This window comes from Nocardia sp. NPDC050718, assembly GCF_040654235.1.
GTDB lineage: Bacteria > Actinomycetota > Actinomycetes > Mycobacteriales > Mycobacteriaceae > Nocardia.
The window spans coordinates 11973-24420 of the sequence record NZ_JBFAHQ010000008.1 but is presented as its reverse complement, the minus strand read 5'-3'; the positions used below and the strand labels follow the sequence as shown (position 1 = coordinate 24420).

Here is a 12448-nt window from a genome sequence, read left to right as displayed (position 1 = left end):
CGTGACTCCAGCTGACCTTGCAGATCTCCTTCGCACCACCGCCGCGAAGGTGCTTGTCGAACGCGGACTGGACTCGTCGGTCCTGCCCGAGCAGGTCACAGTGGAGCGTCCGCGCAACCCCGAACACGGCGACTATGCCACGAATGTGGCCATGCAGGTGGCCAAGCGGGTGGGAACCAATCCGCGCGAACTCGCGGGCTGGCTGGCCGAGGCGCTCTCGGCGACCGACAGCATCGATGTGGCCGACGTCGCAGGTCCCGGCTTCCTGAACATCCGCCTCGCCGCCTCGGCGCAGGGCGCGATCGTCGCGCAGATCCTGGCCGCGGGCGCGACGTTCGGCACCGGCTCCGCGCTGTCCGGCACCAAGATCAACCTCGAGTTCGTCTCCGCCAACCCGACCGGCCCCGTGCACCTCGGTGGCACCCGCTGGGCCTCGGTCGGTGACGCGCTGGGCCGCATCCTGGCCGCCGAGGGCGCCGACGTGACCAGGGAGTACTACTTCAACGACCACGGCGCGCAGATCGACCGCTTCGCGAAGTCGCTGGTCGCGGCCGCGCTCGGCGAGCCGACCCCCGAGGACGGGTACGCGGGCGAGTACATCTCCGAGATCAGCGCGAGCATCGTCGCCGCGCACCCCGAGGCGCTCACCCTGCCCGCCGACGAGCGGCACGAGCTGTTCCGGCGCGAGGGTGTGCAGCAGATGTTCGCCCAGATCAAGCAGGATCTGCACGACTTCGGCACCGACTTCGACGTGTACTTCAACGAGAGCGAGCTGTTCGCCTCCGGTGCCGTCGAGTCCGCCGTCGAGCAGCTCAAGAACTCGGGCAACCTGTACGAGAAGGACGGCGCCTGGTGGATCGCGTCCACCGAGTACGGCGACGACAAGGACCGCGTCGTCCTCAAGAGCGACGGCAACGCCGCCTACATCGCCGGTGACATCGCCTACTTCCAGAACAAGCGCGCGCGTGGCTTCGACCTGGCCATCTACATGCTCGGCGCCGACCACCACGGCTACATCGGCCGGTTGAAGGCCGCCGCGGCCGCGTTCGGCGACAACCCCGACACCGTCGAGGTGCTGATCGGGCAGATGGTGAACCTGGTCAGGGACGGCCAGGCCGTGAAGATGAGCAAGCGGGCGGGCACCGTGGTGACGCTCAACGACCTGGTCGAGCAGATCGGCGTCGACGCCGCCCGCTACTCGCTGGTGCGCTCCTCGGTGAACTCGAGCATCGACATCGACCTCGACCTGTGGACCAAGGCCAGCAGCGAGAACCCGGTCTACTACGTGCAGTACGCGCACTCGCGGACCAACAGCATTCTCGGCAACGCCGCGAAGTACCCCGAGTTCGCCACCATCGCACCGGATTTCGCGCTGATGACCTCGGCTCGCGAGGGCGATCTGATCCGCACCCTCGGTGATTTCCCGCGCGTGGTCGCCACCGCGGCGGAGACCCGCGAACCGCACCGCGTCGCCCGCTACCTCGAGGAACTGGCCGGGGTCTACCACCCGTTCCAGTCCGACGACGACATGCGCGTGCTGCCCAAGGGCGACGACGCCGTCACCCCCCTCAATGCCGCCCGGCTCGAACTGGTCAAGGCCACCCGTCAGGTGCTGGCCAACGGCCTGGCCCTGCTCGGCGTCAGCGCACCGGAGCGCATGTGACCACCGGCAAGCTTTTCAGGAAGGACGCACCCCGATGAGTGCACACCCGGCCGGTCCCCGGCACGCAGAGATCCCGCACGCCCCGAGCCTGGCCGAGCGCCCGACCGACCCGAGCGAGATGATCGACCTCCCCGCCAACGTGTGGCCGCGCAACGCCACCAGGGGTGAGGACGGCGTCGTCCGCGTCGCCGGCGTGCCGGTCACCGAGCTGGCCCAGCAGTACGGCACCCCGCTGTTCGTCGTCGACGAGGACGACTTCCGCTCCCGCTGCCGCGACATGGTGCGCGCCTTCGGGCCCAACGCCCGCGTGCACTACGCCTCCAAGGCGTTCCTGTGCGGTGAGATCGCGCGCTGGATCCGCGACGAGGGCCTGTCGCTGGACGTCTGCTCCGGTGGCGAGCTGGCCATCGCGCTGCACGCCGGTTTCCCGGCCGAGCGCATCGCGCTGCACGGCAACAACAAGTCGGTGCCCGAGCTGGAGACCGCGGTCGCCGCGGGCGTCGGCCACGTGGTCGTCGACTCGCTCTACGAGATCGAGCGGCTCGAGGCGGTCGCCGGTGCGGCGGGCGTGGTCCAGGACGTGCTGGTCCGGGTCACCGTCGGCGTCGAGGCGCACACCCACGAGTACATCTCCACCGCGCACGAGGACCAGAAGTTCGGCTTCTCGATCGCCGGCGGTGACGCCATGGAGGCGCTGGCCCGGGTCTTCGAGGCCGACAACCTGCGCCTGGTCGGCCTGCACAGCCACATCGGCTCGCAGATCTTCGAGCTCGACGGCTTCGAGATCGCCGCGCGCCGGATGCTCGGCCTGCTCCGCGAGGCCATCGACAAATTCGGTATCGAGCGCACCGCGCAGATCTCCACCCTGGATCTGGGCGGTGGCCTCGGTATCTCGTACCTGCCGAGCGACAACCCGCCGCCGCTGGACGAGTTCGCCGCCAACCTGCGCGGCCTGGTCGCCGCCGAGGCCGCCCGCGCCGGGCTGCCCGAGCCGACCATCGCCGTCGAGCCGGGTCGCGCCATCGCGGGCCCGGGTACCGTCACGCTGTACGAGGTCGGCACCATCAAGGACGTCGAGCTCGACGGCGGCGCGCGCCGCCGCTACGTCAGCGTCGACGGCGGCATGAGCGACAATATCCGTCCCGCGCTGTACCAGGCCGATTACGATTGCCGTCTGGTCTCGCGCTCGTCGGACGCGCACGCTGTCGTCGCGCGCGTGGTCGGAAAGCATTGCGAGAGTGGCGATATCGTCATTCGTGACACCTGGATGCCCGCCGACGCGGGCCCCGGTGACCTGGTTGCCGTCGCGGCGACCGGCGCGTACTGCTATTCGATGTCGAGCCGCTACAACCAGCTCACCCGGCCCGCCGTGGTCGCGGTGCGTGACGGTGTGGCGCGACTGATTCTGCGCCGGGAAACGGTGGCGGACCTGCTCAGCCTGGAGGTGGAAGGATGACCGTGGTGAACAACGGGACCAAGGATTCGGGGCGCCCGCTGGGTGTCGCCGTGCTCGGCATGGGCACCGTGGGTACCGAGGTCGTCCGCGTGCTGCGCGACCACGCCGAGGACCTGCGCTCGCGGGTCGGGGCGCCGCTGGTGCTGCGTGGCGTCGCCGTGCGCGACCTGGGCAAGGACCGCGGTCTGCCCGCCGAACTGCTCACCACCGACGCCGAGGCGCTGGTCGCCCGCGACGACGTCGACCTGGTGGTCGAGGTCATGGGCGGGATCGATCCGGCCCGCGCGCTGATCGGCGCCGCGCTGAGCGGGGGCAAGTCCGTCGTCACCGCCAACAAGGCGCTGCTGGCCGACTACACCGGTGAGCTGGCCGCGGCCGCCGAGCGCAGCCGCGCCGACCTGTACTTCGAGGCCGCCGTCGCCGGCGCGATCCCGGTGGTCCGGCCGCTGATCCAGTCGCTGTCGGGCGACCGGGTGAACCGCGTGGTCGGCATCGTCAACGGCACCACCAACTTCATCCTCTCCGCGATGGACGAGACCGGCGCCGCCTACGACGACGTGCTCGCCGAGGCCACCGACCTGGGCTACGCCGAGGCCGACCCCACCGCCGACGTCGAGGGCTTCGACGCCGCCGCCAAGGCGGCCATCCTGGCCTCGCTGGCCTTCCACACCCGGGTGACCGCGGCCGATGTGTACCGCGAGGGCATCTCCAAGATCACCGCCGAGGACCTGGAGACCGCCTCGGCCGTCGGCTGCACCGTGAAGCTGCTCGCCATCTGCGAGCGGGTCGCGGCGGGTCCGGGCGAGCCCACCTCCGCCGAGGGCGGCAAGGACCGCGTCTCGGTGCGCGTGTACCCGGCGCTCATCCCGCGCAAGCACCCGCTGGCCTCGGTCAACGGCGCGTTCAACGCCGTCGTCGTCGAGGCCGACAACGCCGGTAGGCTGATGTTCTACGGTCAGGGCGCCGGTGGCGCGCCGACCGCCTCGGCCGTGCTCGGCGACCTGGTGATGGCCGCGCGCAACAAGTTCTACGGTGGCCGCGCTCCCGGCGAGTCGGTCTATGCTGAGCTGCCGATCGCGCCGATCGGGGACACCCCCACCCGCTACCACGTGAACCTGCAGGTGGCGGATCGTCCCGGCGTGCTCGCCGCGGTGGCCGACACCTTCGCCAAGCACGGGGTGAGCATCTCCACCGTGCGTCAGCAGGGTCACGGCGACGGCGCCCGGCTCGTGGTCGTCACCCACCATGCGGTGGAGTCCTCGCTGGCCGATACTGTCGCGGCATTGGCGGACATGGATTCCGTCACCTCCGTGACCAGCGTTCTCAGACTGGAAGGCACCGAAGAATCATGAGCACCACTGGCATCGCCCCCCAGCTCGGCGTGCACTCGCGCTGGCCGGGTCTGATCGCGGCTTACCGCGACCGGCTGGCCGGTGCGGCCGATTGGGAGCCGGTCACCCTGTTCGAGGGCGGGACCCCGCTGGTCCCCGCGACGCACCTGTCGGAGCTGACCGGGTGCGAGGTGTACCTCAAGGTCGAGGGTGCCAACCCGACCGGTTCGTTCAAGGACCGCGGTATGACGATGGCGATGACCGACGCGAAGTACCGCGGCCAGAAGGCCGTGTTGTGCGCGTCGACGGGCAATACCTCGGCTTCGGCCGCCGCCTACGCGACCCGCGCGGGTATGGAGTGCGCGGTGCTGATCCCGCAGGGCAAGATCGCGATGGGCAAGCTGGCCCAGGCGGTGATGCTGGGTGCGAAGATCATCCAGGTCGAGGGCAATTTCGACGATTGTCTGGAGCTGGCCCGCAAGGTCACCTCGGATTTCCCCGAGGTCGGTCTGGTGAACTCGGTGAACCCGGCGCGGATCGAGGGCCAGAAGACCGCGTCGTTCGAGATCTGCGATGTGCTGGGCAAGGCGCCCGATGTGCATGTGCTGCCGGTGGGTAACGCGGGCAATATCACCGCTTACTGGCGTGGATACCGGGAGTACCACGCCGATGGTGTCACTTCGGTGCTGCCGCGGATGTTGGGTGTGCAGGCCGCGGGTGCGGCGCCGTTGGTCACCGGCGCGCCGGTGAAGGACCCGGAGACGGTGGCCACCGCGATCCGGATCGGTGCTCCGGCGTCGTGGAACGGGGCGATGGAGGCCAAGGAGCAGTCCGGTGGCGCGTTCCGCGCGGCCACCGATGAGGAGATCTTGGCCGCGTACCGCTTGGTCGCGGCGACCGAGGGTGTCTTCGTCGAGCCGGCGTCGGCGGCGAGTGTGGCGGGTCTGCTGGCCGCTCGTGCGGAGGGCTGGCTGGATTCGGGTCTGACCGTGGTTTGCACGGTGACCGGTAACGGTCTGAAGGACCCCGATAACGCGCTGGCCGGGATGCCCGAGGTCAAGCCGGTCGCTGTCGACCCGGTGGCGATCGCCCACGAACTCGAGCTGGCCTGAGTTGAGCGCACGCGAGAGCAGGCTGATGACGGCCACCCTGCCCGCCGGTCTCGAGGTGACCGTGCGCGTGCCCGCGTCCACGGCCAACCTCGGTCCCGGATTCGATTGCCTGGGAATGGCATTGGGCCTCTACGACGAGATCGTGGTGCGAACCACCGAATCGGGTCTCGAGATCCGGGTCGAGGGTGAGGGCGCCGACGACGTGCCGTGGGGCCCAACGCATCTGGTGGTGCGGGCGATCGAGCGCGGGCTGGAATCGCTCGGCGTCTGGGCCGACGGTCTCGACGTGGTGTGCCGCAACGTGATTCCGCACTCGCGCGGCCTCGGCTCCAGCGCCTCGGCCGTGGTCGGCGGCCTGGCCGCCGGCGCCGGGCTGGCGGCCAAGTTCGATCCGGACCTGCGCCTCGGCGCCGATCAGCTGGTGCAGCTGGCCTCGGAGTTCGAGGGTCATCCCGACAACGCCGCCGCCAGCGTGCTCGGCGGAATCGTCGTGTCGTGGACCGAATCCGATGCCGAGCAGAATCGCGCCTACCGGGCCGTGCGGCTGACCCCGGCCGCGACGCTGCGCCCGGTGGTGCTGATCCCGCAGGAACGCTCGTCCACCGCGCACACCCGCGGGCTGCTGCCCGAGCAGGTGCCGCACGGCGACGCCGCGTTCAATGTGAGCCGGGCGGCGCTGGCCGTCGTCGCGCTCACCGAGCGCCCCGATCTGCTGATGCCCGCCACCGCGGACCGGCTGCATCAGACCCAGCGTGCTCCCGCGCTACCGCTGTCCACCGCCTGGATCGAGCGACTGCGGGCCGCGGGTATTCCGGCCACCGTTTCCGGCGCAGGCCCGACGATCTTGGCGCTCGCGACCGGTGATTTCCCCGCTGACCTGCGCAAACAGGCGGAATCAGACGGCCTGCGGGTGGTCGAACCTGGCATTGCCGACGGCGTCGCGATCGACTGACGGCGTGCCTGCCTTGCCGTTGTTCGCAATTGGCAGCTATTCTGTGCAAGTCCGTACATCGTGCGCATCAGACGCCGGTGCTTCATCAGGGCAATCGCTCCAGCAGGCTCCAGGCTCGAGCCTCCACACCATGGAGGTGCTGCGACGCCGAGAAGCCGCTCAACTGGAATGATCTCTCCTCACCACTGTCTTCTGGTGGCGAAGCCTCCGGTCCGGCGGGGCGGGTAGTACGGCACAGGCGTCCGGTCGGACGCATAATCCGAGCTCGGCACAGGGTGCCGGGTCTACGGAACGAACCCTCGATTCAGCACACGGCATTCGAGGGAAGGAAAGGATTTCCGTGACAGATACGGACCTGCTCGCGACACCCGGGGTGGAATCCAACCCTACGAACTCGGGCGGCCGCGAAAGTGAATCCGGACAGATTTCGAAAATGAGCGAACACACCGACGTCGCACGATCGGGGCTGACTGGAATGCTGTTGCCGCAGTTGCGCGCATTGGCGGGGGAGCTCGGTATCCGAGGCACCTCCGGTATGCGCAAGGGCGATCTCATCGCCGCTATCAAGGAGAATCAGGCCGGAGCGCCTGCGAAGGCGGGTAAGCCCGCCGAGGCCGCCGCCGTGACGGCCGACGCGCCCGCCGCCAAGAGCGAGGCGCCCGCCAAGGCCGAAGCGCCCAAGACCGAGGCGCCCGCGAAGGCCGACAAGCCGGCCAAGGCCGACAAGGCCGAGCCCGCCGAGAAGCAGGCCGCCGCCGTCGTGACCGAGCAGGCCCCGGCCGAGCAGGGGACGGCCGAGTCCAAGACCGCCGAGTCGACCGAGGATTCCGGTCGCGAGGGCGGTCAGCGTGGCCGTGGCAGGCAGCGTCGTGGCCGTGACCAGGCCCGTTCCGGTGGTGGCGAGAACGCCCAGGCCGAGAACCGCGCCGAGGAGACCAAGCAGGCCGACAAGGCCGAGGGCGGCGAGCAGGGCGAGCGCAGGCGTGAGCGTGGCGAGCGCAACGGCGGCGACCGGGGCGAACGCGCCGGTGGCGACCGTGGTGAGCGCAACCAGAACGAGCGCAACCAGAACCAGAACGGCAACGCCGGTAATCGCGGTCCCCGCGACGACCGCGGTGGCGACGACGAGGAAGGCGGCCGCGGTCGCCGGGGTCGCCGGTTCCGTGAGCGTCGTCGTGGTCGTGACCGCGACGGTGGCACCGGTGGTGGCGGCGGCGAGGCCCGCGATTTCGAGATCCGCGAGGACGACGTCCTGCAGCCGGTCGCCGGCATCCTGGACGTCCTCGACAACTACGCGTTCGTGCGGACCTCCGGCTACCTGGCCGGCCCGAACGACGTGTACGTCTCGATGAACCTCGTGCGCAAGAACGGCCTGCGCCGCGGTGACGCGATCACCGGCGCGGTGCGCGCCCCGCGTGACGGCGAGCAGAGCAACCAGCGCCAGAAGTTCGACCCGCTGGTCCGCCTGGACACCGTCAACGGCGGTGAGGTGGAGGCGGCCAAGCGCCGTCCCGACTTCCAGAAGCTCACCCCGCTGTACCCGAATCAGCGGCTGCGCCTGGAGACCACCCAGAACAAGCTGACCACGCGTGTGATCGACCTGATCATGCCGATCGGCAAGGGCCAGCGCGCGCTGATCGTGTCCCCGCCCAAGGCGGGTAAGACCACGATCATGCAGGACATCGCCAACGCGATCTCGGTCAACAACCCCGAGTGCTACCTCATGGTCGTGCTGGTCGACGAGCGTCCCGAAGAGGTCACCGACATGCAGCGTTCGGTGAAGGGTGAGGTCATCGCCTCCACCTTCGACCGGCCGCCGGCCGACCACACCTCGGTCGCCGAGCTCGCCATCGAGCGGGCCAAGCGCCTGGTGGAGATGGGCAAAGACGTTGTGGTGCTGCTCGACTCGATCACCCGATTGGGCCGTGCGTACAACAACTCCTCGCCCGCCTCGGGCCGCATCCTCTCCGGTGGTGTCGACTCGACCGCGCTGTACCCGCCCAAGCGGTTCCTCGGCGCGGCGCGCAACATCGAGAACGGTGGCTCGCTCACCATCATCGCCACGGCGATGGTCGAGACCGGCTCCACCGGTGACACGGTGATCTTCGAGGAGTTCAAGGGCACCGGCAACGCCGAGCTCAAGCTCGATCGCAAGATCGCCGAGCGGCGCGTGTTCCCCGCGGTGGACATCAACCCGTCCAGCACCCGCCACGACGAGCTGCTGATGTCGCCCGACGAGATGGCCGTGGTGCACAAGCTGCGCCGGGTGCTCTCGGGCCTGGACTCGCACCAGGCGATCGATCTGCTGATGGATCGGCTGCGCAAGTCCAAGAACAACCTCGAGTTCCTGATGACGGTCTCCAAGACCGCACCGGGCGCGCTCGACGAGTGACGCGACGGGGGCCCCGCTTCGGCGGGGCCCCCGCTGCGTTTCCCGGCCAGGAACAAACCGGGGGCCGGGGGTGTTTTCGGAGGGTGCGGCCAGGTCTGGCATACTGGATCGCTGTGTGTCTGCGAGTTCGCAGACATCCCGCCTAGTCGGTTCCGGTTCACGTATCCCGCGCTCCAGCGGTGTACGACCCGGCGACCATTATCGAGAGGACGCCCATGAAGGCAGGAATCCACCCCACGTATGTCGACACCACCGTCGTGTGTGGTTGCGGCAACACCTTCCAGACTCGCTCCACCAAGGAGTCCGGCCAGATCACCGTCGAGGTCTGCTCGCAGTGCCACCCGTTCTACACCGGCAAGCAGAAGATCCTCGACACCGGCGGCCGCGTCGCTCGCTTCGAGGCTCGCTACGGCAAGCGCGCGGGCAAGAAGGCCGACGCCAGCTAGTTGCCTCACCCGACGCCCGGTTCTGCTTTCGCAGGCCGGGCGTCGGTGGTTTCTCGCCCGACCCGATCCCGCCCGCACCGCACATAAGGAAGCACACGTGACGCAGCCGTCCGCCATCGACGACATTCTGGCCGAGTACGCAGGCCTGGAGACGCAGCTGGCCGATCCGTCGTTGCACAACGACGCGGGCGCGGCCCGGCGGGTGGGTAAGCGGTTCGCCGAGCTGGCGCCGGTGATGTCGACCTACCGCAAGCTCGAGTCGGTGCGCGACGATCTCGAGGCCGCCCGTGAGCTGGCCGCCGACGACGCCGCGTTCGCCGCCGAGGTGCCCGGCCTGGAGACCCAGCTGGTGGAGCTCGAGCAGGCGCTGGCCGATCTGCTCGCCCCGCGCGACCCGCACGACGGCGACGACGTGGTGCTCGAGGTGAAGTCCGGCGAGGGCGGCGAGGAATCGGCGCTGTTCGCCGCCGACCTGGCCCGCATGTACATCCGCTACGCCGAGCGGCACGGCTGGAAGGTGGAGACGCTCGACGTCACCTATTCCGACCTGGGCGGCTACAAGGACGCGACGCTGTCGATCAAGAGCAAGGACGCGGCCCGCGACGGCGTGTGGTCGCGCTTCAAGTTCGAGGGCGGCGTGCACCGGGTGCAGCGGGTGCCGGTGACCGAATCGCAGGGCCGCATCCACACCTCCGCCGCCGGCGTGCTGATCTACCCCGAGCCCGACGAGGTCGAGCAGGTGCAGATCGACGAGACCGACCTGCGCATCGACGTCTACCGGTCCTCCGGCAAGGGCGGCCAGGGCGTCAACACCACCGACTCCGCGGTCCGCATCACCCACCTGCCCTCCGGCATCGTGGTGACCTGCCAGAACGAGCGCTCGCAGCTGCAGAACAAGGCGCGTGCGATGCAGGTGCTCGCCGCCCGCCTGCAGGCGCTGGCCGAGGAACAGGCCGAGCAGGAGGCCGCGGCCGGTCGGGCCAGCCAGATCCGCACGGTCGACCGCTCCGAGCGCATCCGCACCTACAACTTCCCGGAGAACCGGATCGCCGATCACCGCATCGGCTTCAAGGCGCACAACCTCGACGCCGTCCTCGACGGTGACATGGACGCGCTGCTCGACGCGCTCGGCAAGGCCGACCGCGACGCCCGCATGGCCGCCGAATAACCGGCATGAGCGCTCAGCGCCCGGCTCGGGCAACCCGCGTCACCACGGAGGACGCTCGCGCATGCCGGACCACGCGGTGACCGAACGGGTCCGGCTGCGTCCGCTGATCGTCGAGGCCGCCGGGCGGCTGGCCGCGGCGGGCGTGGCCTCGCCCCTGCCGGATGCGGAGCACCTGGCCGCGCACGTGCTCGGGGTCGACCGGATGCGGCTGGCGCTGCACCCGATGATCGAGCCCGCCGAAGCCGCCCGCTTCGCCGAGCTGGTCGACCGGCGGGCCGCGCGAATCCCGCTGCAGCACTTGACCGGAACGGCCGCGATGGGCGAGATCGACCTCGCCGTCGGGCCCGGCGTCTTCGTGCCACGCCCGGAGACCGAGCTGCTGTTCGCCTGGGCGCTGGCCCGGCTGGAGACGCTGCCGCACGACCACGCGCCGATCGTCGTCGACCTGTGCACCGGGTCGGGCGCGCTGGCCCTGGCCATCGCGCACGCCCGTCCCGACGCGCAGGTGCACGCCGTCGAACTCGATCCCGACGCGCTGACCTGGGCCCGCCGCAATGCCGACGATCGCATGGCCGACGGCGACACCCCGATCACCCTGCACGCCGACGACGTCACCGACCCGGCGCTGCTCACCGACCTGTCCGGTCGCGTCGACCTGGTGGTGTCGAACCCGCCCTACATTCCCGAGGCCGCGGTCCTCGACCCCGAGGTCGCCGACCACGATCCGCACCGCGCACTCTTCGGTGGCCCGGACGGCCTCGACGTCATCCGCGCGATGGTCCCCACCATCGCCCGCCTGCTGCGTCCCGGCGGCGGCACCGCGATCGAACACGACGACACCAACGGCGGGGGCGTCGCGGCCGCGCTGTCGGCGGCCGGTCTGGTCGACGTCGTCGAGCATCCGGACCTCGCGGGCAAGCCCCGCTTCGTCGTCGCTGCGGCGCCCAGCAAACCCTGACGCGCCGGCATACGGTCGCGCCCCCGCCTCGCGCTCCGCGACCCGGCGGTACCAGCACATTCTCAGCATTCCGCGAACGCGCTGGTCGCGCGGCCGTGCCGAGTCACCCGCCGGACCCTCGGAAAGTCCCCGCGCAGGTGAACGGTGACGCGGGAGCTAGACTCTTGCCGCACACCGAAGACCGGCGAGAATCGTGGGACCCCGACACCTTGCCGCACCCCGATGACGGCGAGACCCGGGGCAGCGGCGGAAACATTGTCGCCCACCCGAAGACCGGCAGAATCGCGGAGAGGCGAATGTAGCGTGAGTACCGTCTACGACTGTGCTGAATCGGCGTCTCGGGCCGCGGGCCTCACCGCCGCCACCAGCGCGCTGAAATCCGGTCGGCTGGTCGTGATGCCCACCGATACGCTGTACGGCCTCGCGGCCGACGCGTTCGATTCCGACGCGGTGGGCTCGCTGCTGGCGGCCAAGCGCCGCGGTCGCGACATGCCCGTCCCGGTGCTCGTCGGGTCGTGGCACACCATCGATGGACTGGTGTTCTCGGTGCGCCCGCAGGCGCGCGAGCTGATCCGGGCGTTCTGGCCGGGTGCGCTGAGCCTGGTCGTGCAGGCCGCGCCCTCGCTGGCCTGGGACCTGGGCGATACCCGCGGCACGGTGATGCTGCGGATGCCCCTGCATCCGGTGGCGCTGGAACTGCTGCGTGAGGTCGGCCCGCTGGCCGTGTCGAGCGCCAATGTGTCGGGGCAGCCCCCGGCCAGCACCGTCGAGCAGGCGCGCGAGCAGCTGGGTTCGCTGGCGAGTGTGTATCTCGACGGTGGCCCGGCCGAGCACGCGCTGGCCTCCACGATCGTCGATCTGACCGCGGATCAGCCGCGGGTGTTGCGGGAAGGTGCGGTGGCGGTGGCCGATATCGCGGAGGTCCTCGGCATGGCGCCGGATGCCCTGAGCAGCCCCGCGCAGCGGTGAT

General features: G+C 70.1%; 10 protein-coding genes. All 10 read left to right on the top strand.

Annotated features, from left to right (window positions below):
- The first annotated feature begins 1 nt into the window (after position 1).
- Positions 2 to 1663: an arginine--tRNA ligase gene (argS, locus tag AB0H54_RS28640; protein WP_357349494.1), complete on the top strand. Its 1662-nt coding sequence runs from the start codon at positions 2 to 4 to the stop codon at positions 1661 to 1663.
- Positions 1664 to 1697: 34 nt separating this feature from the next.
- Entirely contained in the window at positions 1698 to 3119 is a 1422-nt protein-coding gene (lysA, locus tag AB0H54_RS28635) for a diaminopimelate decarboxylase (RefSeq protein WP_355284627.1), read from the top strand.
- Entirely contained in the window at positions 3116 to 4471 is a 1356-nt protein-coding gene (locus AB0H54_RS28630) for a homoserine dehydrogenase (RefSeq protein ID WP_357349492.1), read from the top strand. The genes lysA and AB0H54_RS28630 overlap by 4 nt, the downstream gene beginning before the upstream one ends.
- A complete protein-coding gene (gene thrC / locus AB0H54_RS28625) occupies positions 4468 to 5562 on the top strand; it encodes a threonine synthase (protein ID WP_357349490.1) in 1095 nt (364 codons plus the stop codon). Before AB0H54_RS28630 ends, thrC begins: the two co-directional genes overlap by 4 nt.
- 25 nt (positions 5563 to 5587) lie before the next feature.
- Entirely contained in the window at positions 5588 to 6514 is a 927-nt protein-coding gene (gene thrB, locus AB0H54_RS28620) for a homoserine kinase (RefSeq protein WP_357349731.1), read from the top strand.
- Between the two features lie 340 nt (positions 6515 to 6854).
- Positions 6855 to 8906: a transcription termination factor Rho gene (gene rho / locus AB0H54_RS28615; RefSeq protein WP_357349488.1), complete on the top strand. Its 2052-nt coding sequence runs from the start codon at positions 6855 to 6857 to the stop codon at positions 8904 to 8906.
- Between the two features lie 215 nt (positions 8907 to 9121).
- Positions 9122 to 9352: a 50S ribosomal protein L31 gene (gene rpmE / locus AB0H54_RS28610; RefSeq protein WP_022567395.1), complete on the top strand. Its 231-nt coding sequence runs from the start codon at positions 9122 to 9124 to the stop codon at positions 9350 to 9352.
- A 97-nt stretch (positions 9353 to 9449) separates the two neighbouring features.
- Entirely contained in the window at positions 9450 to 10520 is a 1071-nt protein-coding gene (gene prfA, locus AB0H54_RS28605; RefSeq protein WP_357349486.1) for a peptide chain release factor 1, read from the top strand.
- Between the two features lie 61 nt (positions 10521 to 10581).
- Positions 10582 to 11478: a peptide chain release factor N(5)-glutamine methyltransferase gene (prmC, locus tag AB0H54_RS28600; RefSeq protein ID WP_357349484.1), complete on the top strand. Its 897-nt coding sequence runs from the start codon at positions 10582 to 10584 to the stop codon at positions 11476 to 11478.
- 303 nt (positions 11479 to 11781) lie between these two features.
- Positions 11782 to 12447, top strand: coding sequence for an L-threonylcarbamoyladenylate synthase (locus tag AB0H54_RS28595; protein WP_355284646.1), 666 nt, complete (start codon positions 11782 to 11784; stop codon positions 12445 to 12447).
- Position 12448 lies beyond the last annotated feature (1 nt).